We start from the raw sequence: 26,342 nt of genomic DNA, 5'->3' as shown, positions 1-26,342 counted from the left end.
TTTCGATTAACGCTCAGTCTATGACTGAGAAAACTGGAAGCATGCTAATGGCTACAATTCATGTAGACGGCAAAGAATACGAGGTCAACGGAGCGGACAACCTGCTGGAAGCTTGTCTGTCTCTGGGCCTTGATATTCCTTACTTTTGCTGGCATCCGGCGCTGGGAAGCGTCGGTGCTTGCCGCCAGTGTGCGGTGAAGCAATACCAAAACGCGGAAGACACGCGTGGTCGCCTGGTGATGTCCTGTATGACACCGGCTTCCGATGGCACCTTTATTTCCATTGACGACGAAGAAGCGAAACAGTTCCGTGAAAGTGTGGTCGAGTGGTTAATGACCAACCACCCGCACGACTGTCCGGTCTGTGAAGAGGGTGGTAACTGCCATCTTCAGGATATGACCGTGATGACCGGGCATACCTTCCGTCGCTACCGTTTCACCAAACGTACCCACCGCAATCAGGATCTGGGGCCGTTCATCTCTCATGAAATGAACCGCTGCATCGCCTGCTACCGCTGCGTGCGTTACTACAAAGATTACGCTGACGGTACGGATCTGGGCGTTTATGGCGCGCACGACAACGTTTACTTCGGTCGCCCGGAAGACGGCACCCTGGAAAGCGAGTTCTCCGGTAACCTGGTGGAAATTTGCCCGACCGGCGTATTCACCGATAAAACGCACTCCGAGCGTTATAACCGTAAATGGGATATGCAGTTTGCGCCGAGTATCTGCCAGCAATGTTCCATCGGTTGTAACACCAGCCCGGGTGAACGTTATGGTGAACTGCGTCGTATCGAAAACCGTTACAACGGTACGGTAAACCATTACTTCCTCTGCGACCGTGGTCGTTTCGGCTACGGCTACGTCAACCTGAAGGATCGTCCACGTCAGCCGGTACAGCGTCGTGGCGATGATTTCATCACCCTCAACGCCGAGCAGGCGATGCAAGGTGCGGCAGATATTCTGCGTCAGTCGAAGAAAGTCATCGGCATCGGTTCTCCGCGTGCCAGCGTGGAAAGCAACTTTGCGCTGCGTGAACTGGTTGGCGAAGAAAACTTCTACACCGGTATCGCTCACGGTGAGCAGGAACGTCTGCAACTGGCGCTGAAAGTGCTGCGTGAAGGCGGCATTTATACTCCGGCACTGCGTGAAATCGAATCTTACGATGCAGTACTGGTGCTGGGCGAAGATGTTACACAGACCGGGGCACGCGTCGCGCTGGCGGTTCGTCAGGCAGTAAAAGGCAAAGCGCGTGAAATGGCGGCAGCACAGAAAGTGGCTGACTGGCAGATTGCGGCAATCCTCAACATTGGCCAACGTGCCAAGCACCCGCTGTTTGTTACTAACGTTGATGACACCCGCCTGGATGACATCGCGGCGTGGACTTACCGCGCACCGGTTGAAGATCAGGCACGTTTAGGTTTTGCCATCGCTCACGCGCTGGACAACTCCGCACCAGCGGTTGACGGTATCGAGCCGGAGCTGCAAAGCAAAATCGACGTCATCGTGCAGGCACTGGCTGGTGCGAAGAAACCGTTGATTATCTCCGGCACTAACGCCGGTAGCACAGAAGTGATTCAGGCTGCAGCTAACGTAGCGAAAGCCCTGAAAGGTCGCGGCGCTGACGTAGGTATCACTATGATTGCCCGTTCCGTAAACAGTATGGGGCTGGGCATTATGGGCGGCGGTTCGCTTGAAGAAGCCCTGACCGAACTGGAAACCGGACGCGCCGATGCAGTGGTGGTGCTGGAAAACGATCTACATCGTCACGCTTCCGCGACCCGCGTGAACGCCGCGCTGGCAAAAGCGCCGCTGGTGATGGTGGTTGACCATCAGCGCACGGCGATTATGGAAAACGCCCATCTGGTGCTTTCCGCTGCCAGCTTTGCTGAAAGCGATGGTACGGTGATCAACAACGAAGGTCGTGCTCAACGTTTCTTCCAGGTTTACGATCCGTCTTACTACGACAGCAAAACGGTGATGCTGGAAAGCTGGCGCTGGTTACACTCGCTGCACAGTACACTGCTGAGTCGAGAGGTGGACTGGACGCAGCTCGACCATGTGATTGACGCCGTCGTGGCGAAGATCCCGGAACTTGCTGGCATCAAAGATGCCGCGCCGGATGCGACATTCCGCATTCGTGGTCAGAAACTGGCTCGTGAGCCGCACCGTTACAGTGGTCGTACCGCCATGCGCGCCAATATCAGCGTTCATGAACCGCGTCAGCCGCAGGATATCGACACCATGTTCACCTTCTCGATGGAAGGTAACAACCAGCCGACCGCGCACCGTTCGCAAGTGCCGTTTGCCTGGGCACCGGGCTGGAACTCCCCGCAGGCGTGGAACAAATTCCAGGACGAAGTGGGTGGCAAATTGCGCTTTGGCGATCCGGGCGTGCGTTTGTTTGAAGCCAGCGAAAACGGTCTGGATTACTTCACCAGCGTACCAGCACGCTTCCAGCCGCAGGAAGGGAAATGGCGTATCGCGCCGTACTACCATCTGTTTGGCAGCGATGAACTGTCACAGCGTGCTCCGGTATTCCAGAGCCGTATGCCGCAGCCGTATATCAAACTCAACCCGGCAGATGCCGCGAAGTTGGGCGTGAATGCGGGTACTCGCGTCTCCTTTAGTTACGATGGCAACACGGTCACGCTACCGGTTGAAATCGCAGAAGGGCTGACGGCAGGGCAGGTGGGCTTGCCGATGGGCATGTCCGGCATTGCTCCGGTGCTGGCTGGCGCGCATCTTGAGGATCTCAAGGAGGCACAACAATGACCTGGTTATCACCGGAACTGATTGAGATCCTGCTGACCATCCTCAAAGCGGTGGTGATCTTGCTGGTGGTTGTCACCTGCGGGGCATTCATGAGCTTTGGTGAACGTCGTCTGCTGGGGCTGTTCCAGAACCGTTACGGACCTAACCGTGTTGGCTGGGGCGGTTCGCTTCAGTTGGTCGCGGACATGATCAAAATGTTCTTTAAAGAAGACTGGATCCCGAAATTCTCGGATCGCGTCATCTTTACCCTTGCGCCGATGATCGCCTTTACCTCGTTGCTGCTGGCCTTTGCGATTGTGCCAGTCAGTCCGGGTTGGGTGGTTGCCGACCTGAACATCGGGATTTTGTTCTTCCTGATGATGGCAGGTCTGGCGGTTTACGCAGTGCTGTTTGCGGGCTGGTCAAGTAACAACAAATACTCGCTGCTGGGTGCGATGCGTGCTTCTGCGCAGACCCTAAGCTACGAAGTGTTCCTCGGGCTTTCCCTGATGGGCGTGGTGGCACAGGCCGGTTCATTCAACATGACCGACATCGTTAACAGCCAGGCGCATGTATGGAACGTCATCCCGCAATTCTTTGGTTTTATTACCTTTGCCATCGCGGGCGTGGCGGTATGTCACCGTCACCCGTTTGACCAGCCGGAAGCCGAGCAGGAACTGGCGGATGGTTACCACATTGAATATTCCGGGATGAAATTCGGCCTGTTCTTCGTGGGTGAATACATCGGGATTGTGACCATCTCCGCACTGATGGTGACGTTGTTCTTCGGTGGCTGGCAAGGCCCGTTGTTACCGCCATTCATCTGGTTCGCGCTGAAAACTGCGTTCTTTATGATGATGTTCATTTTGATTCGTGCGTCGTTGCCGCGTCCGCGTTATGACCAGGTAATGTCCTTCGGCTGGAAAATCTGCCTGCCGCTGACGCTGATCAACTTGCTGGTAACGGCGGCTGTCATTCTCTGGCAGGCGCAATAAGGGGCACTAAGACCATGACCTTAAAAGAATTGTTAGTAGGTTTCGGCACCCAGGTTCGTAGTATCTGGATGATCGGCCTGCACGCGTTCGCCAAGCGCGAAACGCGAATGTACCCGGAAGAGCCGGTCTATCTGCCGCCCCGTTATCGTGGTCGTATCGTTCTGACCCGCGATCCGGACGGCGAAGAGCGTTGCGTAGCCTGTAACCTCTGCGCAGTAGCCTGCCCGGTCGGCTGTATCTCGCTGCAAAAAGCAGAAACCAAAGACGGTCGCTGGTATCCGGAATTTTTCCGCATCAACTTCTCACGCTGCATTTTCTGTGGTCTGTGCGAAGAAGCCTGTCCGACCACGGCGATTCAGTTAACCCCGGATTTCGAGATGGGGGAATACAAACGCCAGGATCTGGTTTACGAGAAAGAGGATCTGCTGATCTCCGGTCCGGGCAAATACCCGGAATATAACTTCTACCGGATGGCAGGTATGGCAATCGACGGCAAAGATAAGGGCGAAGCAGAGAACGAAGCCAAGCCTATCGACGTCAAGAGCCTGTTACCGTAAGGAGAGGGGCAATGGAGTTCGCTTTTTATATCTGTGGCCTGATAGCCATACTTGCGACCTTGCGAGTGATCACCCATACCAATCCGGTACACGCATTGCTGTACCTGATTATTTCGCTGCTGGCGATTTCCGGGGTGTTCTTCTCACTGGGCGCTTACTTTGCCGGTGCGCTGGAAATTATCGTCTACGCGGGTGCCATTATGGTGCTGTTCGTGTTCGTGGTGATGATGCTCAACCTGGGCGGTTCGGAAATCGAACAGGAACGCCAGTGGCTGAAACCGCAGGTGTGGATTGGTCCGGCAATTTTGTCGGCCATCATGCTGGTGGTGATTGTTTACGCCATTCTCGGTGTTAACGATCAGGGTATCGATGGTACGCCAATCAGCGCCAAAGCAGTGGGTATTACGCTGTTCGGGCCTTACGTGCTGGCGGTTGAACTGGCCTCTATGCTGCTGCTGGCCGGTCTGGTTGTGGCCTTCCACGTCGGTCGCGAAGAGCGTGCGGGTGAAGTGCTGAGCAATCGCAAAGACGACAGCGCGAAAAGAAAAACGGAGGAGCACGCATGATCCCCTTACAACATGGACTGATCCTCGCGGCAATCTTGTTCGTTCTTGGCTTAACCGGTCTGGTTATCCGTCGCAATCTGCTGTTTATGCTGATTGGTCTGGAAATCATGATTAACGCCTCCGCGCTGGCCTTTGTGGTCGCCGGGAGCTACTGGGGCCAGACCGACGGTCAGGTGATGTACATTCTTGCCATCAGCCTCGCGGCGGCGGAAGCGAGTATCGGTCTTGCGCTGCTGCTGCAACTTCACCGTCGTCGCCAGAACCTGAACATCGATTCAGTAAGTGAGATGCGCGGATGAACATGCTTGCCTTAACCATTATTTTGCCATTAGTTGGCTTCATTCTGCTGGCGTTCTCTCGCGGACGCTGGTCTGAAAATGTCTCAGCGATCGTTGGCGTTGGCTCTGTGGGCCTGGCTGCGCTGGTGACTGCTTTTATCGGCGTCGATTTCTTCGCTAACGGTGAGCAGGCTTACAGCCAGCCGCTGTGGACGTGGATGTCGGTAGGCGACTTTAACATCGGTTTCAACCTGGTGCTGGACGGCCTGTCACTGACCATGCTCTCAGTGGTCACCGGTGTGGGTTTCCTGATCCACATGTACGCCTCCTGGTATATGCGCGGTGAAGAGGGCTACTCTCGCTTCTTCGCTTACACCAACCTGTTCATTGCCAGCATGGTGGTTCTGGTTCTGGCCGACAACCTGCTGCTGATGTACCTCGGCTGGGAAGGCGTGGGCCTGTGCTCCTATCTGCTGATCGGTTTCTATTACACCGATCCGAAGAATGGTGCCGCGGCAATGAAAGCGTTTGTCGTGACCCGTGTCGGTGACGTGTTCCTCGCTTTCGCGCTGTTCATTCTCTACAACGAACTGGGCACGCTGAACTTCCGCGAAATGGTGGAACTGGCACCGGCGCACTTTGCAGACGGCAATAACATGCTGATGTGGGCGACGCTGATGCTGCTGGGTGGTGCGGTTGGTAAATCTGCGCAGTTGCCGTTGCAGACATGGCTTGCCGACGCGATGGCTGGCCCGACGCCTGTCTCTGCGCTGATCCACGCCGCAACCATGGTAACCGCAGGTGTTTACCTGATCGCCCGTACCCACGGCCTGTTCCTGATGACCCCGGAAGTTCTGCATCTGGTGGGTATTGTCGGGGCGGTTACCTTGCTGCTGGCTGGTTTTGCTGCGTTGGTACAGACCGACATCAAACGTGTTCTCGCTTACTCCACCATGAGTCAGATTGGCTACATGTTCCTCGCGCTTGGCGTGCAGGCATGGGATGCGGCGATTTTCCACTTGATGACCCACGCATTCTTTAAAGCGCTGCTGTTCCTGGCATCCGGTTCTGTCATTCTGGCCTGTCATCACGAACAGAACATCTTCAAGATGGGCGGTCTGCGTAAATCTATTCCGCTGGTTTATCTCTGCTTCCTGGTGGGCGGCGCAGCGCTGTCGGCACTGCCGCTGGTCACTGCGGGCTTCTTCAGTAAGGATGAGATCCTCGCGGGTGCGATGGCGAATGGTCATATCAATCTGATGGTGGCTGGTCTGGTCGGTGCGTTTATGACCTCGCTCTACACCTTCCGTATGATTTTCATCGTCTTCCACGGAAAAGAACAAATTCACGCTCACGCCGTGAAAGGGATCACCCACAGCCTGCCGCTGATTGTGCTGCTGATCCTTTCCACCTTCGTTGGCGCACTGATTGTACCGCCGCTGCAGGGCGTGCTTCCGCAAACCACGGAGCTGGCACACGGCAGTATGTTGACCCTGGAAATTACCTCTGGCGTGGTTGCGGTTGTTGGCATTTTGCTGGCAGCCTGGCTGTGGCTGGGTAAACGTACTCTGGTGACTTCTATCGCCAACAGTGCACCGGGTCGTCTGCTGGGGACCTGGTGGTACAACGCCTGGGGCTTTGACTGGCTGTACGACAAAGTGTTCGTCAAACCGTTCCTGGGGATCGCCTGGTTGCTGAAACGCGATCCGCTGAACTCAATGATGAACATCCCGGCGATCCTCTCGCGCTTTGCGGGTAAAGGTCTGTTGCTCAGTGAGAACGGCTACCTGCGCTGGTATGTGGCATCCATGAGCATCGGTGCGGTCGTGGTGCTGGCACTGTTGATGGTACTGCGTTGAGTTAAGGATTGTGGGATTTGCCCTCGGGCATATAAGAACGTAGGTCGGATAAGCCACTACAGCGGCGCATCCGACACTCCCCCCAATCCGAAGTGAATTTTCTGTCGTGAGAATTCGTTGAAAATCCGGTCCTGACGGGACTTTTACAAGGAATAAAGATCGCCATGTTACTACCCTGGCTAATATTAATTCCCTTTATTGGCGGCTTCCTGTGCTGGCAGACCGAACGCTTTGGCGTAAAGGTGCCGCGCTGGATCGCGCTAATCACCATGGGATTGACGCTGGCGCTGTCGCTGCAACTGTGGTTGCAGGGCGGTTATTCACTGACGCAATCCGCCGGAATTCCGCAGTGGCAGTCTGAATTCGACATGCCGTGGATCCCGCGTTTTGGAATCTCTATTCACCTCGCCATTGATGGTCTGTCGTTGCTGATGGTCGTGCTGACAGGTCTGCTCGGCGTGCTGGCGGTACTTTGCTCGTGGAATGAGATCGAAAAATATCAGGGCTTCTTCCACCTCAACCTGATGTGGATCCTGGGCGGTGTTATCGGCGTGTTCCTTGCCATCGACATGTTCCTGTTCTTCTTCTTCTGGGAAATGATGCTGGTGCCGATGTACTTCCTGATCGCACTGTGGGGGCATAAAGCTTCTGACGGTAAAACGCGTATCACGGCGGCAACCAAATTCTTCATCTACACCCAGGCGAGTGGTCTGGTGATGTTGATCGCCATCCTGGCGCTGGTCTTCGTTCACTACAATGCGACTGGTGTCTGGACCTTCAACTATGAAGAGCTGCTGAATACGCCAATGTCCAGCGGTGTGGAATATCTGTTGATGCTGGGCTTCTTCATCGCCTTTGCGGTGAAAATGCCGGTGGTTCCACTGCACGGTTGGTTGCCAGATGCCCACTCCCAGGCACCGACTGCCGGTTCCGTTGACCTCGCGGGGATCTTGCTGAAAACCGCCGCTTACGGTCTGCTGCGTTTCTCCCTGCCGTTGTTCCCGAACGCGTCGGCAGAGTTTGCGCCAATCGCGATGTGGCTGGGTGTTATCGGCATCTTCTACGGTGCGTGGATGGCCTTTGCCCAGACTGATATCAAACGCCTGATCGCCTACACCTCGGTTTCCCACATGGGCTTCGTGCTGATTGCTATCTATACCGGCAGCCAGTTGGCCTACCAGGGCGCGGTTATTCAGATGATTGCGCACGGCTTGTCGGCGGCGGGTCTGTTTATTCTCTGCGGTCAGCTCTATGAACGTATCCACACCCGTGACATGCGCATGATGGGCGGTCTGTGGAGCAAAATGAAATGGCTGCCAGCACTGTCGCTGTTCTTTGCTGTGGCAACGCTTGGGATGCCGGGCACTGGTAACTTCGTCGGTGAATTTATGATTCTGTTCGGCAGCTTCCAGGTCGTCCCGGTCATTACCGTTATCTCTACTTTTGGGCTGGTCTTTGCGTCTGTTTATTCGCTGGCAATGCTGCATCGCGCTTACTTCGGTAAGGCGAAAAGCGAGATTGCCAGCCAGGAACTGCCAGGGATGTCGCTGCGTGAGTTGTTTATGATCCTGTTGCTGGTGGTGCTGCTGGTACTGCTGGGCTTCTGGCCGCAGCCGATTCTGGATACCTCGCACTCCGCGATTGGCAATATCCAGCAGTGGTTTGTTAATTCCGTTACTACTACAAGGCCGTAAATCGCCATGACAATAACTCCACAAAACCTGATCGCACTGCTACCGTTGCTGATCGTCGGCTTGACGGTGGTGGTTGTGATGCTCTCCATTGCGTGGCGACGCAATCACTTCCTCAACGCCACGCTGTCGGTCATTGGGCTTAACGCGGCGCTGGTTTCGCTCTGGTTTGTTGGCCAGGCGGGCGCTATGGACGTCACGCCGCTGATGCGCGTTGATGGTTTCGCCATGCTCTACACCGGGCTGGTACTGCTGGCGAGCCTCGCCACCTGTACTTTTGCCTACCCGTGGCTTGAAGGTTATAACGACAATAAGGACGAGTTCTACCTGTTGGTGTTAATTGCCGCCTTGGGTGGGATCTTGCTGGCGAATGCCAACCATCTGGCGTCTCTGTTCCTCGGTATCGAACTGATCTCTCTGCCGTTGTTTGGCCTGGTCGGTTACGCTTTCCGCCAGAAACGTTCGCTGGAAGCCAGTATCAAATACACCATTCTTTCTGCCGCAGCGTCTTCTTTCTTGCTGTTCGGTATGGCGCTGGTGTACGCGCAGTCTGGCGACCTGTCGTTCGTCGCGCTGGGTAAAAACCTCGGTGATGGTATGCTCAACGAGCCGCTGTTACTGGCGGGTTTTGGCCTGATGATTGTCGGCCTCGGCTTCAAACTTTCTCTGGTGCCGTTCCACCTGTGGACACCAGACGTATACCAGGGCGCGCCTGCGCCGGTTTCCACCTTCCTGGCGACGGCGAGCAAAATCGCTATCTTCGGCGTGGTGATGCGTCTGTTCCTTTACGCACCGGTGGGCGACAGCGAAGCGATTCGCGTGGTGCTGGCGATTATCGCCTTTGCCTCCATCATCTTCGGTAACCTGATGGCGCTGAGCCAGACCAATATCAAACGTCTGCTCGGTTACTCGTCTATCTCTCACCTCGGTTATCTGCTGGTGGCACTGATTGCGCTGCAAACCGGCGAGATGTCGATGGAAGCGGTAGGGGTTTACCTCGCCGGTTATCTGTTCAGCAGCCTCGGCGCGTTCGGTGTGGTCAGCCTGATGTCCAGCCCGTATCGTGGCCCGGATGCTGATTCCCTGTTCTCTTACCGCGGACTGTTCTGGCATCGTCCGATCCTCGCGGCGGTGATGACGGTGATGATGCTGTCACTGGCCGGTATCCCGATGACGCTGGGCTTTATTGGTAAGTTCTACGTGCTGGCGGTTGGTGTTCAGGCGCACCTGTGGTGGCTGGTGGGCGCTGTGGTTGTCGGTTCGGCAATCGGCCTCTACTACTACCTGCGCGTGGCGGTGAGCCTGTACCTTCATGGTTCAGAACAGCCAAACCGTGATGCACCGTCAGACTGGCAGTACACGGCAGGCGGCATCGTGGTGCTGATCTCCGCACTGTTGGTACTGGTGCTGGGTGTATGGCCGCAACCGCTGATTAGCATTGTACGTTTGGCAATGCCGCTGATGTAAGCAGTCAGTTCGTAAGTCAGAAAGCCGCCGACATGTTCGGCGGTTTTTTATGGCGCCTTTGACACCATCACCCAACAATAACCGTCAGCGCATGATTCCCTTGTCGCAGCATACGTCGATACGCGCTAATCAACTTCTCCATATCAAGCATGATCGACGCAAAGAGTTGGCCCTCTAACTCTTCTGAAAAGGTCACTCCCGGATAAATCTCCATTTCATTGAGTCGCTTAATGGAAAACTGTTTACGCAGCTCACTTCGATCCAGAGCTTCCAGGCGGTCGATTGTCGCGGCTAACTCCTGATTCCAGGTCAATCCCAGGAAACCATCTATGCCATCTTCGAGGCTGTGTTCACCAAGCACGGCACGACTTAGCGGGTCATTCTTCGCGGGATCAAAAGCAGAGGTACCTGTCAGGCCAAAATGTAAAAAGTCCCAGCGCTTATCAATATCCAGTCGGCGTAAACCTGAAAGCGTGTCGTGAATATTGTCCATCAAAGGTTTTTCAGTAGACTCAAGCAGTTGGTTAACCTTTTCTGAATTAATTTCCGCAAAATAACCAATCATTCCCATTTGTTTTCCTCCGTTGAATTTCATTTTTCGCATCTTAAATCAGATGCCACAAAATAAAATTACAGCAGTCATTTTTCTGGAGCTGCCTCGAGAAATTTTTGTTATTTACTGTTATGCAACAAACTAATAACGCCATCAATTACCTGCGCCATTTTCTGGTAATTGAGTCTGTCTGCAGTATCGCCAGACTGGTGATATTGTTTATTTCGATAAAACGCAGTGTCTGTAATCATGATGGCAGGAATATCTTGCTGCCAGTAATTGAGATGGTCGGAGAAATCGATACCGGGAATAAATCCCGGTGCGTTAATAGAATAAACAGGCAACTCTGTTGCTGATAACAACGCAGATTTTACCTGACGCACAGCGCTGATATCCTGCATTCTGCCAACCACTGCAATAAAATCACCACGGTCGGGATAAAGCCAGGACATGACAGAGTAAGGGTAATCCTGACTCCCGGATGCGGAGTCGTAATAACCAATCATCTCCAGCGCTATCATTAATTTCACCGGACGCTCAAGCGAAGCGGCGTGTACCGCGCTCCCCATTTCATCGCTACGAAAGAAGGGCGGTTCTTCCGACGCATAGGCGACTAGTTGAACGCCTGTTTTCGGCGCTTGCTGCTGTAACAAACGTGCCAGCTCCAGTAGTCCGGCGACGCCGCTGGCGTTATCATCCGCGCCTGGCGTATAGATTAATTGGTCGTTTTCATAACTGGTTGCGGAATCATAGTGCGCCCCAATAATAATCAGCGATCCATCGGCAGGACCGTAATCAGCAACAATGTTTTTGTAGGGGCCACCAGTAATGGGGACGTCCTGCACGGTAACTCTGGCACCGCTACTGACAAAGACCTCTTTTATATACTCTGCGGATCTATTCAGATTATCAATATTGTCAGCACTACGTGGATGCACAGTTTGTGTAAAGTAACGAACTGTTTTTTCTAATTGCTCGGGACTTGCGTGCCGGGGCGTTGGCGGTAATGCATTGACCCAGGGTTGATAAAAAACAATTAGAGGAAGTGAAAGCAAGAACAATATAAAAAAGGGAAAGGTTATTTTTTTCATATACAAATTATTAATAGGTTTTGTTGTTGAATTATTATTTGTTATGGGTTTCGGGATTGTATTTTATTAAGATTGGTCGGATTATACAAAGAGTCTATTTTATGTCTGGTAGCTGAGTTTATTTAAAAGGATTTTATATGCGAAATAAAAATATAATCATGTTGCTTATTAGTAGTTTGATTTTGTCAGGATGTGGGCCGGAATCTGATGATAAGGAAAGTCAGCAACAACAATCTACTACACCCACAGACCAGCAAGTACTTGCCGCGCAACAAGCGGCAACAAAAGTGGCGGAGCAAAGAGCCGCCGCCGCTAAAGCCGCTGCAGATGCGAAAGCAAAAACCTTAGCCCAGCATGAAGCGCAACAATCCTCAGACAAACAGGCTTTGCAGGGGCGATTGCAGGAAGCGCCAACATTTGAAAGAGCGGCTAAAGCAAAAGCTACACGTATCGCAAATCCAGGAACAGCTCGCTACCAGCAGTTCGATGATAATCCGGTTAAGCAGGTAGCGCAAAACCCGTTGGCGACGTTTAGCCTTGACGTCGACACCGGCAGCTATGCAAATGTACGGCGTTTCCTCAATCAAGGGCTGTTACCTCCGCCAGACTCTGTGCGGGTGGAGGAGATGGTCAATTATTTTCCGTCAGACTGGGTTATTAATGATAAAAGCAATAATAAAGAGCCTGTTCCCGCCACTAAGCCAATACCTTTCGCTATGCGCTATGAACTGGCATCTGCGCCCTGGAATGAGCAGCGAACATTGCTGAAAGTTGATATCCTGGCGAAAGATCGCAAAAGTGAAGAGTTACCAGCTTCTAATCTGGTCTTTCTTATCGACACTTCTGGTTCAATGATTTCTAGTGAACGTTTGCCACTTATTCAGTCTTCGTTGAAATTATTGGTCAAAGAACTTCGTGAGCAGGATAACATTGCCATCGTAACCTACGCTGGCGACTCCCGTATTGCGTTGCCTTCTACCTCAGGGAATCACAAGTCAGAAATTAATGCCGCGATTGATTCGCTGGATGCGGAAGGCAGTACCAATGGCGGTGCCGGGCTGGAACTGGCTTATCAGCAGGCGGCGAAGGGGTTTATTAAGGGCGGCATCAATCGCATTTTATTGGCCACTGACGGTGACTTTAACGTTGGTATTGACGATCCAAAATCGATTGAATCAATGGTCAAAAAACAGCGGGAGTCCGGTGTTACTCTTTCGACGCTTGGCGTGGGGGATGACAATTACAACGAGGCAATGATGGTGCGAATTGCCGATGTTGGTAACGGCAACTACAGCTACATTGATACTCTCTCTGAAGCGCAGAAAGTGTTGAACAGTGAAATGCGGCAGACGTTGATTACCGTAGCAAAAGATGTCAAAGCGCAAATAGAGTTTAATCCCGCGTGGGTAACGGAATACCGTCAGATTGGTTATGAAAAGCGCCAACTTCGGGCGGAGGATTTTAATAACGACAACGTTGATGCGGGGGATATTGGCGCAGGTAAACATATAACGTTGTTATTCGAATTAACGCTGAATGGGCAAAAAGCATCAATTGATAAGTTACGCTATGCCCCGGATAACAAATCAGCGAAATCAGATAAAGCGAAAGAACTGGCCTGGTTAAAGATTCGTTGGAAATACCCGCAGGGAAAAGAAAGTCAGTTAGTTGAATTCCCGTTGGCACCCACAATAAACGCACCTTCAGAAGATATGCGTTTTCGCGCAGCAGTCGCTGCGTTTGGGCAAAAATTGCGCGGTTCTGAATGCCTGAATAATACATCCTGGCAGCAGATCGAACAGTGGGCGCGGCAAGCGAAAGGACCGGATCAACAAGGCTACAGAGCGGAATTTATTCGCCTGATTGGGCTGGCGGAAGGTCTGGACAATTCACAAAACTAAAAATGATAAATCTGTTTGCCGGATATCGACATCAAGCGTATTCGGCAAACAGATGAAAAATACGTCAAATAAGTGCGTTGGCATCATTAAATTAATCTGCCAACTAACCACCGCTTTCGACTTAAATGCTAAACACCGCGAAATCGCTCGCCAGTTCGGTTGCCGGGAAAATCGACCGACATTCGTGTAACAAGTGCTGACAGCCTTTATCATCATAGCGCGAACTAACATGGGTAATGATTAGTTTACCGACACCAGCTTCACGGGCCAGTGCCGCCGCCTGGCGTGTGGAGCTGTGGCCGCGACTGTTGGCTTTGGCCTCCATCGCCATATCCAGCGTCGCTTCGTGAACCATTATGTCGACACCTTTAGCAAGGTCGATTGCGGCATCGCAAGGGCCGGTATCACCGAAAATGGCGATTGATTTACCCGGTGTAGGCGCGTCTAAATAATCAGCGCCGTTAATCTGCCGACCGTCTTCCAGCGTGACTGTTTTGCCTTTTTTCAAATCCTGAAACAACGGACCGGGTTGTACACCGGCATCTTTTAACGCCCGGGCGTTCAGCGCGCCAGGTTTATCATGTTCCTCAATACGATAGCCGTAACATTCCAGCGGATGTTCCATCGGATAAGCTGTCACTTTACGCAAGCCATCATCAAGAATTTCGCCTGCGCTAATTTCAATAATCTCCAGTGGATAATCAGTCCACGAGCCACTAATGCGTAACGCTGTCTCAACAAATTCACGGATACCTTGCGGACCATAAATGGTTAAGGGTTGCACAATGCCTGACATGGAACGACTGCATAGCAACCCGGGCAAGCCAAAAAGATGATCGCCATGTAAATGGCTTATAAAAATCCTGTCCAGTTTTCCGGGGTTAAATGCTGTGTGCAACATCTGGTGTTGTGTACCTTCACCGCAGTCAAATAACCAAAGCCCGGCTCGCGTTGGATGTTGCAGATTAAGCAATATTGCCGTGACATTCCGTGTTCGGGTCGGAACCCCCGCTGAAGTACCTAAAAAAATTAATTCCATGAGTTCATCACGCTGCTGAAAATATTCCAGCTAGTATAAAGCAAACAGCACAAAGGAGCCTTCCATGATCGACTGGCAAGATCTGCATCATTCTGATTTATCTGTTTCTCAGCTTTATGCCTTATTACAACTACGCTGCGCGGTATTTGTGGTGGAGCAAAACTGCCCTTATCAGGATATCGACGGTGATGATCTGGTAGGAGAAAATCGCCATCTTCTCGGCTGGCATCACGGGACACTGGTGGCGTATGCGAGGATCCTGAAAAGTGATGATGATCTCGAACCGGTGGTGATTGGTCGGGTGATTGTCAGCGAAGCCTTACGCGGCGAAAAAATCGGTCAGCAATTGATGAGCAAGGCGCTGGAATCATGTACGCGCCACTGGCCGGACAAGGCGATTTATCTGGGGGCGCAGGCGCACTTACAAAACTTTTATGAGCAATTTGGTTTCATCCCAGTGACCGATATTTATGAGGAAGATGGTATTCCGCATATCGGGATGGCGCGCGAGGTTAATCAGGCGTGATTGATAACAGTTGTCTATAGTTAGTGGCAGGTTTTACGTAAATGGAGAACGAGAATGTCTAATCAATTTAGTGATACACGTATCGATGACGACCTGACGTTACTGAGTGAAACACTGGAAGAGGTGCTACGCTCCTCTGGCGATCCCGCCGATCAAAAATATGTTGAGCTAAAGGCGCGGGCAGAAAAGGCGCTGGATGATGTGAAAAAAAGGGTAAGTCAGGCTTCCGACAGCTATTACTATCGGGCGAAGCAGGCGGTATATCGTGCCGATGACTACGTCCATGAAAAACCCTGGCAGGGGATTGGTGTGGGCACGGCCGTTGGACTGGTATTAGGACTGTTGCTGGCACGCCGTTAAAACCTCCCTACACTGGGGTACTGCATTTTTTGTGCAGTACCCCGTATAATGTGAGGCTTTTAACAGGGAGAGGTCCGCGTGCAATCACTTACTACGGCGCTGGGAAATCTACTGCGCCATTTGTCGCAAGAGATTCCGGCGACACCCGGCATTCGGGTTTTCGATGTTCCTTTCCCCCTTAATGACGCTTTTGATGCTTTAAGCTGGTTGGCCAGTCAGCAAACGTATCCGCAATTCTACTGGCAACAACGTAATGGTGATGAAGAGGCCGCGGTGCTGGGCGCGATTGCCAGCTTTACGTCGTTGGACCAGGCACAACGTTTTCTTCGTCAGTACCCGGAACATCCCGACTTACGCATTTGGGGGCTGAATGCGTTTGACCCGTCACAAGGTCATTTACTTTTGCCGCGTCTGGAATGGCGGCGCTGTGCGGGAAAAGCGAGCTTTCGCCTGACCCTTTTCAGCGAAACGTCCCTTCAGAATGACGCAAATCAGGCAAAAGAATTCATTACTACACTGGCGAATACCAAACCGTTGCCCGCGTTGCATTTAACCACTCCACAAGAAAACCACTGGCCAGACAAATCGGGCTGGACGCGGTTAATTAAACTGGCGACCGACACCATTGCGGAAGGTGAGCTGGATAAAGTCGTACTGGCGCGGGCGACAGATCTGCATTTTGCAAGTCCGGTCAATGCGGCGGCAATGATGGCTGCCAGCCGCCGACTGAATCTTAACTGTTACCATTTCTACATGGGCTTTGATGGCGAAAGCGCATTTCTCGGCTCAACGCCTGAGCGACTATGGCGGCGGCGTGACAAAGCGCTGCGTACTGAAGCCCTTGCCGGAACGGTGGCAAATCACCCCGACGATAAACAGGCGCAGCGGTTGGCCGAGTGGCTGATGGCGGATGATAAAAACCAACGTGAAAACATGCTGGTGGTGGAAGATATCTGCCAGCGATTACAGTCTGATACCCAGACACTGGATGTTTTGCCGCCGCAGGTACTTCGCCTGCGAAAAGTACAACATCTGCGTCGCTGCATCTGGACTTCACTCAATAAAGCAGATGACGAGGTTTGCTTGCATCAGTTGCAGCCAACGGCAGCCGTAGCAGGCTTACCGCGCGATCTGGCGCGGCAGTTTATCGCGCAACACGAACCGTTTACCCGTGAATGGTACGCTGGCTCTGCGGGTTATCTTTCTCTACAACAAAGTGAATTCTGCGTTTCCCTGCGCTCGGCAAAAATCAGTGACAATGTAGTGCGTCTGTATGCCGGAGCAGGTATTGTCCGTGGCTCAGATCCCGAGCAAGAGTGGCAGGAAATCGACAACAAAGCGGCAGGACTGCGGACTTTATTACAAATGGAATAGTAATGAGTCGCATCATTATCGATTCATATCAATAATCTAATTTTGTAGCTCTCTATACTTAGCCGCAATATTGATACCGGACAAACTCATGTCAGTAAGCGCATTTAACCGACGCTGGGCGGCGGTCATTCTGGAAGCATTAACACGTCACGGCGTCAGACACGTCTGCATCGCCCCTGGCTCTCGTTCTACGCCATTAACTCTGGCGGCAGCGGAAAATTCCGCATTCATTCATCACACCCATTTTGATGAGCGTGGGCTGGGACATCTGGCGCTGGGGCTGGCGAAGGTCAGCAAACAGCCGGTGGCGGTGATTGTGACCTCCGGCACGGCGGTAGCGAATCTCTATCCGGCGCTGATTGAGGCTGGGCTAACTGGAGAAAAACTGATCCTGTTAACCGCCGATCGTCCTCCGGAACTGATTGATTGCGGTGCGAATCAGGCGATTCGCCAGCCGGGTATGTTCGCTTCTCATCCCACGCATAGCATTTCACTACCACGCCCGACCCAGGATATTCCTGCGCGTTGGCTGGTTTCCACCATCGATCACGCTTTAGGTACGCTGCATACGGGGGGAGTCCATATCAACTGCCCGTTTGCCGAACCGCTGTATGGCGAGATGGACGACACGGGGCTGGCGTGGCAACAACGCCTGGGCGACTGGTGGCAGGATGATAAACCGTGGCTGCGTGAAGCCCCTCGGCTGGAGAGCGAAAAACAGCGCGACTGGTTCTTCTGGCGGCAAAAGCGCGGCGTGGTGGTTGCGGGGCGCATGAGTGCGGAAGAGGGCAAAAAAGTTGCCCAGTGGGCGCAAACTCTTGGCTGGCCGCTGATTGGCGACGTGCTGTCGCAAACCGGGCAACCGCTGCCGTGTGCCGACTTGTGGTTAGGTAATGCTAAAGCGATTGGCGAGTTACAGCAGGCGCAGATTGTGATCCAGGTGGGTAGTAGCCTGACCGGAAAACGGTTACTGCAATGGCAGGCGAATTGTGAACCGGAAGAATACTGGATTGTTGATAACATCGAAGGGCGACTCGACCCGGCGCATCACCGTGGACGTCGGCTGATTGCCAATATTACCGACTGGCTGGAGTTGCATCCGGCTGAAAAACGTCCGCCCTGGTGCGTGGAGATCCCGCGTCTGGCTGAACAGGCGATGCAGGCAGTTGTTACCCGTCGCGATGCATTTGGCGAAGCGCAACTGGCGCACCGCATCAGCGAATACCTACCGGAACAGGGGCAACTGTTTGTCGGTAACAGCCTGGTGGTGCGTTTGATCGACGCACTCTCACAACTTCCGGCAGGTTACCCGGTTTACAGCAACCGTGGAGCCAGCGGTATTGACGGTCTGATCTCGACCGCCGCTGGCGTTCAGCGGGCGAGCGGTAAACCGACACTGGCGATTGTTGGCGATCTCTCGGCGCTTTACGACCTGAACGCGCTGGCCTTGCTGCGCCAGGTTTCCGCGCCGCTGGTATTAATTGTGGTGAACAATAACGGCGGGCAAATCTTCTCGCTACTTCCCACACCAAAAAGCGAGCGTGAGCGTTTTTATTTAATGCCACAGAACGTTCATTTTGAGCACGCTGCCGCTATGTTCGAACTGAAATATCATCGCCCGCAAAACTGGGATGAGTTTGAATCGGCTCTGGCTGGCGCATGGCGCACCCCGACCACCACCGTGATTGAAATGGTCGTTAACGATACTGATGGTGCGCAAACACTCCAGCAGTTGCTGGCGCAGGTAAGCCATTTATGATCCTGCATGCGCAGGCAAAACACGGCAAGCCAGGTTTACCCTGGCTGGTTTTTCTGCACGGTTTTTCCGGAGATTGCCGCGAATGGCAGGAAGTGGGCGAGGCGTTTACGGACTACTCGCGATTGTATGTGGATCTCCCCGGACACGGCGGTTCAATGGCTATCAGCGTTGATGGTTTTGCTGATGTCACCGATGTGCTGCATAACACTCTTGTTAGTTACAACATACTAAATTACTGGCTGGTGGGATACTCCCTCGGTGGACGCGTGGCGATGATGGCGGCTTGTCAGGGGATGCCGGGGATTGGTGGGGTGATTGTCGAAGGCGGGCATCCAGGGCTGCAAAGTGCTGAACAACGTGCAGAACGTCAGCTTTCCGATCACCGCTGGGCGCAGCGTTTTCGCTCAGAACCGTTAACCGCGGTATTTACCGACTGGTATCAACAGCCTGTTTTTGCCTCGCTCAACGATGAGCAACGCCGGGAGCTGGTGGCACTGCGCAGCAACAATAACGGTGTAACTCTTGCCGCCATGCTGGAGGCTACTTCTCTCGCCGTCCAGCCTGATTTACGTGCTAACCTTAGCGCCCGCACATTTACGTTTTATTATTTATGTGGTGAACGTGACAGCAAATTCCGCGCTCTGGCAGCGGAACTGGCTGCCGACTGCCATGTCATTCCTCGCGCCGGACATAACGCGCACCGGGAAAATCCCGCTGGCGTAATCGCAAGTCTGGCGCAGATCTTGCGTTTCTGACTAAAGGACACAATATGATTTATCCTGATGAAGCAATGCTTTACGCACCGGTTGAATGGCACGACTGTTCCGAAGGTTTCGAGGACATTCGTTATGAAAAATCCACCGACGGTATCGCAAAAATCACCATTAATCGTCCGCAGGTGCGCAATGCCTTCCGTCCTCTGACGGTAAAAGAGATGATCCAGGCGCTGGCGGATGCGCGTTATGACGATAACATCGGCGTAATTATTCTGACTGGCGCAGGCGATAAAGCATTCTGCTCTGGCGGCGATCAGAAAGTGCGCGGCGACTACGGCGGCTATAAAGATGACTCCGGCGTACATCACCTGAACGTGCTGGACTTCCAGCGTCAGATCCGTACCTGTCCGAAACCGGTTGTCGCGATGGTTGCAGGTTACTCCATCGGCGGCGGTCATGTTCTACATATGATGTGCGACCTGACCATTGCGGCTGAAAACGCTATTTTCGGTCAGACTGGTCCGAAAGTTGGTTCCTTCGACGGTGGCTGGGGCGCTTCTTATATGGCTCGCATTGTCGGGCAGAAAAAAGCGCGTGAAATCTGGTTCCTGTGCCGTCAGTACGACGCCAAACAGGCGCTGGATATGGGCCTTGTGAACACCGTTGTACCGCTGGCGGATCTGGAAAAAGAAACCGTCCGCTGGTGTCGCGAAATGCTGCAAAACAGCCCAATGGCACTGCGCTGCCTGAAAGCCGCGCTGAATGCTGACTGTGATGGTCAGGCGGGGCTGCAGGAGCTGGCAGGTAACGCCACCATGCTGTTCTACATGACGGAAGAAGGTCAGGAAGGTCGTAACGCTTTCAACCAGAAACGTCAGCCTGATTTCAGCAAATTCAAACGGAATCCGTAATGCGTAGCGCGCAGGTATACCGCTGGCAGATCCCCATGGACGCGGGGGTGGTTCTGCGCGACAGGCGGTTAAAAACCCGCGACGGGCTGTACGTTTGCCTGCGTGAGGGCGAGCGTGAAGGGTGGGGAGAGATCTCCCCACTGCCGGGTTTCAGTCAGGAAACCTGGGAAGAAGCGCAGAGCGTGCTGCTTTCCTGGGTAAATAACTGGCTGGCAGGTGATTGCGAGCTACCGCAGATGCCTTCCGTCGCCTTTGGTGTGAGCTGTGCGCTGGCGGAGCTTACTGATGCGTTGCCGCAGGCAGCCAATTACCGTGCAGCGCCGCTGTGTAATGGCGATCCCGACGACCTGATCCTCAAACTTGCCGATATGCCTGGTGAGAAAGTGGCGAAGGTCAAAGTGGGATTGTACGAAGCGGTGCGCGACGGCATGGTGGTGAATCTGTTGCTGGAAGCGGTTCCGGATCTGCATTTGCGTCTTGACGCAAATCGCGCTTGGACGCCGCTGAAGGGGCAGCAGTTTGCGAAATACGTCAACCCTGATTACCGCGACCGCATCGCCTTCCTTGAAGAACCGTGCAAAACCCGTGATGATTCGCGCGCGTTTGCCCGTGAAACCGGCATCGCTATTGCCTGGGATGAAAGTCTGCGTGAGGCGGATTTTGCCTTTGTGGCAGAAGAAGGGGTTCGGGCTGTGGTTATCAAGCCCACGCTAACCGGTAGCCTGGAGAAAGTGCGTGAACAGGTGCAGGCAGCCCACGCGCTGGGGTTGACGGCGGTGATCAGTTCTTCCATCGAGTCGAGTTTAGGTTTAACGCAACTGGCGCGGGTTGCCGCCTGGTTAACGCCCGACACTATTCCGGGGCTGGATACGCTGGATCTGATGCAGGCGCAGCAGGTTCGTCGCTGGCCGGGTAGCCCGCTGCCGTTAGTGGAAGTGGATGCACTGGAGCGGCTGCTATGATCTTCTCTGACTGGCCGTGGCGTCACTGGCGGCAAGTGCGGGGAGAAGCCATTGCCTTGCGTCTCAATAACGAGCAACTCAACTGGCGCGAGCTTTGTAGTCGCGTCGATGAGTTGGCTTCGGGTTTTGTGGCGCAGGGTGTGGTTGCAGGCAGCGGGGTGATGTTGCGGGCATGGAATACACCGCAAACGCTGCTCGTCTGGCTGGCGCTACTACAATGTGGGGCGCGAGTTCTGCCCGTAAACCCACAGCTTCCGCAACCGTTGCTTGAGGAATTGTTGCCCAATCTTACTCTGCAATTCGCGTTGGTGCCGGAAGGAGAAAACACGTTTCCGGCGTTAACTTCGCTGCAAATTCAGGTAGGAGAAGGCGCATACGTTGCCTCGTGGCAGCCGCAGCGTTTGTGCTCCATGACCTTAACTTCTGGTTCCACCGGTTTGCCGAAAGCCGCTGTCCATACCTGCCAGGCACACCTTGCCAGTGCGCAAGGTGTGTTATCGCTGATCCCCTTTGGTGAGCACGATGACTGGTTGCTCTCTTTGCCGCTGTTTCATGTTTCCGGTCAGGGGATTTTGTGGCGCTGGTTATACGCTGGCGCGCGGATGACGGTACGCGACAAACAACCGCTGGAACAAATGCTGGCAGGCTGTACTCACGCCTCGCTGGTGCCGACGCAGCTCTGGCGATTGCTGGTAAATCGCAGTTCGGTTTCCCTGAAAGCGGTGTTGCTTGGCGGCGCGGCAATTCCGGTCGAACTGACGGAGCAGGCACGCGGGCAGGGCATTCGTTGCTTTTGCGGCTATGGCCTGACAGAGTTCGCCTCTACGGTGTGTGCGAAAGAAGCCGACGGTCTGGCTGATGTCGGTTTTCCGTTGCCGGGGCGGGAAGTCAAAATCGTCAAGGATGAAGTATGGCTACGGGCTGCCAGCATGGCGGAGGGTTACTGGCGGAACGGACAACTGGTGCCGCTGGTCAATGACGAAGGCTGGTACGCTACCCGCGATCGTGGTGAGCTGCATAATGGCAAGCTGACTATTGTCGGGCGCTTAGACAACCTGTTCTTTAGCGGCGGCGAAGGTATTCAGCCTGAAGAGGTGGAGCGGGTTATTGCTGCGCATCCGGCGGTTTTGCAGGTATTTATCGTTCCCGTTGCAGACAAGGAGTTTGGTCATCGACCGGTAGCCGTTGTGGAGTATGACCAGCAAAGTGTTGATCTTAGCGAATGGGTGAAAGACAAGCTGGCGCGTTTTCAGCAACCAGTGCGTTGGCTTATGCTGCCGCCAGAGTTGAAAAACGGCGGCATTAAAATTTCACGTCAGGTGCTAAAAGAGTGGGTGCAACGTCAGGATTAAAAAATCATTAGTTTCATCTCTCATTTCCGCTATTCCATTGCCGTTGATAAAGAGTTTATCTGTTAATCTGTAAATTAATGTGAAAATTCTTATTAAACAGGATGGTGCAATGGAATGGCTGGTCAAAAAATCGTGCAGTAATAAGCAAGATAACAGACACATACTGAAGCTTTGTGATGCTGGCGGCACGATAAGAATGATTGCTGAAGTGCAAACTGACTTTAGCGTTAAATCAGGTGACCTGCTTTCTCCTCTACAGGATGCGCTTTATTGCATTAACCGGGAAAAGCAGCACACGGTGAAAGTCCTCTCGGCAAGCAGTTATAGTCCTGATGAGTGGGAACGACAGTGTAAATCTGGTGAAAAACATCAGTAACGTTGTTTTGCAATCGGCATGAAAATCAGCGTTAATCCGCACATAATACAGGCTACGCCCAGCATAGCCTTCAGCGAAAAAGTTCCTTCCCAGCCGGGAAGTATCATTGATGCAATCCATACCAGTACATAACTTACACTCAGTAAGGCGTAGGCTTTGCTGAGTGCCAGTTGATGTAACGCTTTATACCAGCAAAAAACGGAGATCAGATAACCAACCAGGCCGACAACCAGCATTCGGGCACCGAAATCAAAAGCAAAAAGCGCTGCGATAAAATCCCATAATTGCGTCATCGGCGGCAGATGACTCGCCGCATAACCCAGACTTAATTGTGCAGCGGAAGCAATAATGACGCTGAATAATCCCCACATCAGGCCCATTACACCGTACTCCCCAGGATCACAATGCCGCCAATAATGAATGCCACCCCACACCAGTGGCGAAAAGACACCGGTTCGTGCCACAGTTTTATTGCTGCCAGCGTCACCCAGACAAAATTCAGGCTCAACATCGGGTAGGCAATGCCTACCGGCACGTTCTGTAATACCAGTAGCCAGAGTGCCATTGCCAGCCCGAGGCACACCAATGCCAGCGTCAGCCACAGTGCAATATGTTTGCGCCGTTTACTTACCGCCACAAAGCGAGTTGCCTGTTTCTGGCAGAGTTGCCCGGCTACGCTAAGCAGGCTGGCAAAGACTAAAATCAGCCAGATCATTTGGGGCGATACTGAATGAGCACCAGACGCCCCTGATGATCGACGGCATCTGCAGGTGGAATGGCGAGACGGTTGATATCCTCATCGTGGTCAACCGAAAGCACGAGTGTAATAATCCCCTCCTGTCGATGCTGATTTAGCCATTTGGCAAAATCATCGCCGCTGACAAATCTGCTTTTCGCATCCGGGTAATTAAGACCATATTTCAATTCACCCGTCTGGCGATACATGATGATGTCGTCGCGTTGCAGGCTCCATGCCAGACCAGCGGCAACACCGACGCTATCAGTAAGAATATAGCGGCTCGGCTGGAGTGACTCTTGCGTCATCTCAACAAAAAACTGCGGGTGTTTCCCTTCCATGACTCTGTCGGGGATCGCAAATCCCACGAGCAACGCCAGCCCCAACGGACAAAGCGCCGCAAAGGGCCAGTTTTTTTCCACATTCGTTAAGGTGTACCAACCGAAAAATGCCCACAGCGAAAAAATCGACCAGGAACAAAAGACCTTATAGATTTCGAAAGTCTGCCAGACAGGCGTGCCCATTGGTCCCCAGGGCGAAACAACAAACGTGGCAATAATGCCAGTGACGCCAAAAGCGATGTTAATCCAGCCATTAATCCGCAGCGCCAGAGGATTATTTTTTGCTGCCAGCAAAGCGTAATGCACCATCAGCATTGCCAGAGGCGCAAAGCAGGAGAGAATATAGGTCGGTAATTTACCTTTGGCGACAGAGAAAAACAGCAGCGGCATCACCGCCCAGCTCAAGAGATAGACGGTTGCGGAATGACGACGGTTTTTCCAGCTTGCGCGCAGCGCGCCGGGGAGCAATCCCAGCCACGGCAGACTACCGGCAATGATGACAGGCAAGTAGTACCAGAACGGGGCTTTATGTTGGGCATCATCCATCGCAAAGCGTTGAACATGTTCAACCCAGAAAAAGTAATGCCAGAAGTCAGGCTCCCGTTGTGCTATTGCCAGCCCCCAGGGAAGAACAGTCAGTACGCAACTGGCAACAGCCAGTCCGCCGTAAATAAGGAGATCTTTCCAGCGTTTTTGCATGGCTACCCACGGCAGCACGCTCAATACCGGTACGGCGAGGGCGAGAAAACCTTTAGTCATCACCCCCATGCCGCAGGTTAACCCCAGCAGTAAAAATCCCGCGCTTTTGCCTTTCCAGGTTTGCGCGTCCATTGCCAGCCAGAAGCTGCACATTCCCGCCACCAGCCAGAATGCAATGAATGGGTCGAGCACCGCATAAGTGCCGATGGCGTAGACAATAAACAGCGAGAGATAAACCACTGCGGCGAGTAGTGCCAGACGCTTATCGTGCCATAAACGCAGAGAAAACCAGACCACCAGCGCGGCGGTTAACAGGGTCGCAAAGATAACGCCTGCCCGCACACCAACGTTATTCGCGCCAAACAGCCATTGCCCAATACTGTTGATCCAGTATCCGGCAATGGGTTTTTCGAAATAGCGTAGCCCTAACAGATGGGGCACAATCCAGTCGCCGGAGGCCAGCATTTCCCGACTGATTTCCGCATAACGCGTTTCATCGGGTTGCCAGAGCAGACGATAATTAATCGGCAAGAGATAATAGACAGTGATAAACGCAAAGAATGCTGCGTAATAGCGAACAGATTTCATGGACGAGTTCCCGCAGCTTGTTGGCAACCGAGCCAGCCTTCACGTCCGGCAATACTTCCGCGGACAACTTGCCCGAGTGGCAAAGTCTCTGATAACAACTCGCTTAAAGGGCAAAACGTAATACCTGCACAGGCGGCACGTTTCAGAAGATCGACAAAATAATGCTGATAAGTGCAGCCTTCGACTTCTGCATGAATGGTATAAACTGGCGTCCCTTTCTCTCGCAGGATGCGGTTGAGCAGCCAGCCGTTAAAATCTTCCGCTTTCACATCCCGGCCAATGACTTCATCCCAGGTGGGTAACGTCACCGGGATTTGTGCTGTACCCGGTTTTCCTGATTCGAGCAACGGACGAAACGGCATTACTCCGCGACAATCGCTGTTGTAGCGCAAATGGAACGCTTCTTTTGCCTCAATCACCTGTTGATCGGCTCGCCAGCCAGCGGCGGCGGAACAGGTTATCGGTTGGCCAATAATCTCTTCCAGTGTGTGAAGACCACGCGCGATATCGTTCACCATCGTTTGCCGATCCCAGCTACCGCTATGGGCTTGCCAGGCGTGGTGATCCCAGGCGTGCAGGCCAACTTCGTGGTGTTTAGCCGCTTCACGAATGATGTCGGCATTGGCGTGGCCAATCTCTTTTCCTGGCCATGCAGTGCCTGCCAGCAGAATATCCCAGCCATAAAGCGACGCTGCGTTTGATCGCAACATCTTCATCAAAAACTGCGGCTTCACCAGCCGCCAGAGATGACGGCCCATATTGTCGGGGCCGACGCTGAAAAAAATGCTGGCCTGAATATTATGCTGACTCAAGATTTCCAGCAGACGCGGCACGCCTTCGCGGGTGCCGCGAAAGGTATCAACATCAATGCGTAAGCCCACTTTGATCATGA

Annotated in this window: 25 protein-coding genes; 18 read left to right on the top strand and 7 right to left on the bottom strand. The window is 53.1% G+C overall.

Annotated features, from left to right (window positions below):
• Window positions 1-47: 47 nt before the first annotated feature.
• The 8 genes from nuoG (at window position 48) to nuoN (ending at window position 10,166) form a co-directional block, all read left to right on the top strand.
• Complete coding sequence (nuoG, locus tag A31E_RS11110; protein ID WP_001516779.1) at window positions 48-2,774, top strand: NADH-quinone oxidoreductase subunit NuoG; 2,727 nt, start codon at window positions 48-50, stop codon at window positions 2,772-2,774.
• The gene (nuoH, locus tag A31E_RS11115) at window positions 2,771-3,748 is read left to right on the top strand and encodes an NADH-quinone oxidoreductase subunit NuoH (RefSeq protein ID WP_000220077.1); all 978 of its coding nucleotides are present in this window, start codon (window positions 2,771-2,773) and stop codon (window positions 3,746-3,748) included. The genes nuoG and nuoH overlap by 4 nt, the downstream gene beginning before the upstream one ends.
• A 14-nt stretch (window positions 3,749-3,762) precedes the next feature.
• The gene (gene nuoI / locus A31E_RS11120; protein ID WP_000172749.1) at window positions 3,763-4,305 is read left to right on the top strand and encodes an NADH-quinone oxidoreductase subunit NuoI; all 543 of its coding nucleotides are present in this window, start codon (window positions 3,763-3,765) and stop codon (window positions 4,303-4,305) included.
• An 11-nt stretch (window positions 4,306-4,316) separates the two neighbouring features.
• Window positions 4,317-4,871 carry an NADH-quinone oxidoreductase subunit J gene (nuoJ, locus tag A31E_RS11125; RefSeq protein WP_000393511.1) on the top strand — a complete coding sequence of 185 codons (555 nt, stop codon included), beginning with the start codon at window positions 4,317-4,319 and terminating at the stop codon, window positions 4,869-4,871.
• Window positions 4,868-5,170: an NADH-quinone oxidoreductase subunit NuoK gene (gene nuoK / locus A31E_RS11130; protein ID WP_000612644.1), complete on the top strand. Its 303-nt coding sequence runs from the start codon at window positions 4,868-4,870 to the stop codon at window positions 5,168-5,170. Before nuoJ ends, nuoK begins: the two co-directional genes overlap by 4 nt.
• A complete protein-coding gene (nuoL, locus tag A31E_RS11135; protein ID WP_001056648.1) occupies window positions 5,167-7,008 on the top strand; it encodes an NADH-quinone oxidoreductase subunit L in 1,842 nt (613 codons plus the stop codon). The genes nuoK and nuoL overlap by 4 nt, the downstream gene beginning before the upstream one ends.
• A gap of 164 nt (window positions 7,009-7,172) precedes the next feature.
• Entirely contained in the window at window positions 7,173-8,702 is a 1,530-nt protein-coding gene (gene nuoM, locus A31E_RS11140; protein WP_001516777.1) for an NADH-quinone oxidoreductase subunit M, read from the top strand.
• Window positions 8,703-8,708: 6 nt separating this feature from the next.
• Window positions 8,709-10,166, top strand: a complete 1,458-nt coding sequence (gene nuoN, locus A31E_RS11145; protein WP_000156702.1) for an NADH-quinone oxidoreductase subunit NuoN — start codon at window positions 8,709-8,711, stop codon at window positions 10,164-10,166.
• Between the two features lie 67 nt (window positions 10,167-10,233).
• On the opposite strand, the gene A31E_RS11150 is transcribed toward nuoN, so the two are convergent.
• Together A31E_RS11150 and A31E_RS11155 are read right to left on the bottom strand one after the other, a co-directional pair.
• Complete coding sequence (locus tag A31E_RS11150; RefSeq protein ID WP_000525379.1) at window positions 10,234-10,737, bottom strand: YfbM family protein; 504 nt, start codon at window positions 10,735-10,737, stop codon at window positions 10,234-10,236.
• Window positions 10,738-10,838: 101 nt separating this feature from the next.
• Window positions 10,839-11,810 carry a M28 family metallopeptidase gene (locus tag A31E_RS11155; protein WP_016249004.1) on the bottom strand — a complete coding sequence of 324 codons (972 nt, stop codon included), beginning with the start codon at window positions 11,808-11,810 and terminating at the stop codon, window positions 10,839-10,841.
• 137 nt (window positions 11,811-11,947) lie between these two features.
• Between A31E_RS11155 and A31E_RS11160 the strand changes: the two genes are divergently transcribed.
• Entirely contained in the window at window positions 11,948-13,711 is a 1,764-nt protein-coding gene (locus tag A31E_RS11160; protein ID WP_016249003.1) for a vWA domain-containing protein, read from the top strand.
• A 121-nt stretch (window positions 13,712-13,832) separates the two neighbouring features.
• On the opposite strand, the gene rbn is transcribed toward A31E_RS11160, so the two are convergent.
• The gene (rbn, locus tag A31E_RS11165) at window positions 13,833-14,750 is read right to left on the bottom strand and encodes a ribonuclease BN (RefSeq protein ID WP_000420121.1); all 918 of its coding nucleotides are present in this window, start codon (window positions 14,748-14,750) and stop codon (window positions 13,833-13,835) included.
• A 64-nt stretch (window positions 14,751-14,814) separates the two neighbouring features.
• Between rbn and A31E_RS11170 the strand changes: the two genes are divergently transcribed.
• From A31E_RS11170 to pmrD, 9 genes are all read left to right on the top strand, one after another.
• Complete coding sequence (locus A31E_RS11170) at window positions 14,815-15,276, top strand: GNAT family N-acetyltransferase (RefSeq protein WP_000568147.1); 462 nt, start codon at window positions 14,815-14,817, stop codon at window positions 15,274-15,276.
• 54 nt (window positions 15,277-15,330) lie between these two features.
• Window positions 15,331-15,636: a stress response protein ElaB gene (elaB, locus tag A31E_RS11175; RefSeq protein WP_016249002.1), complete on the top strand. Its 306-nt coding sequence runs from the start codon at window positions 15,331-15,333 to the stop codon at window positions 15,634-15,636.
• Between the two features lie 78 nt (window positions 15,637-15,714).
• Window positions 15,715-17,010 (top strand): isochorismate synthase MenF, encoded by a 1,296-nt coding sequence (gene menF, locus A31E_RS11180; protein WP_001191451.1) that lies wholly within the window; start codon window positions 15,715-15,717, stop codon window positions 17,008-17,010.
• A gap of 88 nt (window positions 17,011-17,098) precedes the next feature.
• The gene (gene menD, locus A31E_RS11185; protein ID WP_016249001.1) at window positions 17,099-18,769 is read left to right on the top strand and encodes a 2-succinyl-5-enolpyruvyl-6-hydroxy-3-cyclohexene-1-carboxylic-acid synthase; all 1,671 of its coding nucleotides are present in this window, start codon (window positions 17,099-17,101) and stop codon (window positions 18,767-18,769) included.
• Window positions 18,766-19,524 carry a 2-succinyl-6-hydroxy-2,4-cyclohexadiene-1-carboxylate synthase gene (gene menH, locus A31E_RS11190; RefSeq protein WP_016249000.1) on the top strand — a complete coding sequence of 253 codons (759 nt, stop codon included), beginning with the start codon at window positions 18,766-18,768 and terminating at the stop codon, window positions 19,522-19,524. The genes menD and menH overlap by 4 nt, the downstream gene beginning before the upstream one ends.
• Before the next feature lie 14 nt (window positions 19,525-19,538).
• A complete protein-coding gene (gene menB / locus A31E_RS11195) occupies window positions 19,539-20,396 on the top strand; it encodes a 1,4-dihydroxy-2-naphthoyl-CoA synthase (RefSeq protein ID WP_000640000.1) in 858 nt (285 codons plus the stop codon).
• Window positions 20,396-21,358 carry an o-succinylbenzoate synthase gene (menC, locus tag A31E_RS11200; RefSeq protein WP_001255642.1) on the top strand — a complete coding sequence of 321 codons (963 nt, stop codon included), beginning with the start codon at window positions 20,396-20,398 and terminating at the stop codon, window positions 21,356-21,358. Before menB ends, menC begins: the two co-directional genes overlap by 1 nt.
• Complete coding sequence (menE, locus tag A31E_RS11205; RefSeq protein ID WP_016248999.1) at window positions 21,355-22,710, top strand: o-succinylbenzoate--CoA ligase; 1,356 nt, start codon at window positions 21,355-21,357, stop codon at window positions 22,708-22,710. Before menC ends, menE begins: the two co-directional genes overlap by 4 nt.
• Before the next feature lie 109 nt (window positions 22,711-22,819).
• Window positions 22,820-23,086, top strand: coding sequence for a signal transduction protein PmrD (gene pmrD, locus A31E_RS11210; protein ID WP_010376827.1), 267 nt, complete (start codon window positions 22,820-22,822; stop codon window positions 23,084-23,086).
• On the opposite strand, the gene arnF is transcribed toward pmrD, so the two are convergent.
• From arnF to arnD, 4 genes are read right to left on the bottom strand one after another with little or no spacing between them, the layout of a single operon-like run.
• Entirely contained in the window at window positions 23,080-23,466 is a 387-nt protein-coding gene (gene arnF / locus A31E_RS11215; RefSeq protein ID WP_000523874.1) for a 4-amino-4-deoxy-L-arabinose-phosphoundecaprenol flippase subunit ArnF, read from the bottom strand. The genes pmrD and arnF overlap by 7 nt on opposite strands.
• Complete coding sequence (arnE, locus tag A31E_RS11220) at window positions 23,466-23,801, bottom strand: 4-amino-4-deoxy-L-arabinose-phosphoundecaprenol flippase subunit ArnE (protein ID WP_000638004.1); 336 nt, start codon at window positions 23,799-23,801, stop codon at window positions 23,466-23,468. Before arnE ends, arnF begins: the two co-directional genes overlap by 1 nt.
• The gene (arnT, locus tag A31E_RS11225; RefSeq protein WP_016248998.1) at window positions 23,798-25,450 is read right to left on the bottom strand and encodes a lipid IV(A) 4-amino-4-deoxy-L-arabinosyltransferase; all 1,653 of its coding nucleotides are present in this window, start codon (window positions 25,448-25,450) and stop codon (window positions 23,798-23,800) included. Before arnT ends, arnE begins: the two co-directional genes overlap by 4 nt.
• A complete protein-coding gene (arnD, locus tag A31E_RS11230; protein ID WP_000598503.1) occupies window positions 25,447-26,340 on the bottom strand; it encodes a 4-deoxy-4-formamido-L-arabinose-phosphoundecaprenol deformylase in 894 nt (297 codons plus the stop codon). Before arnD ends, arnT begins: the two co-directional genes overlap by 4 nt.
• Between the last annotated feature and the right edge of the window lie 2 nt (window positions 26,341-26,342).

It is taken from the genome of Escherichia sp. KTE159 (assembly GCF_000408805.1).
Taxonomy (GTDB): domain Bacteria; phylum Pseudomonadota; class Gammaproteobacteria; order Enterobacterales; family Enterobacteriaceae; genus Escherichia; species Escherichia marmotae.
This window is presented reverse-complemented; position numbering and strand designations above follow the sequence as displayed.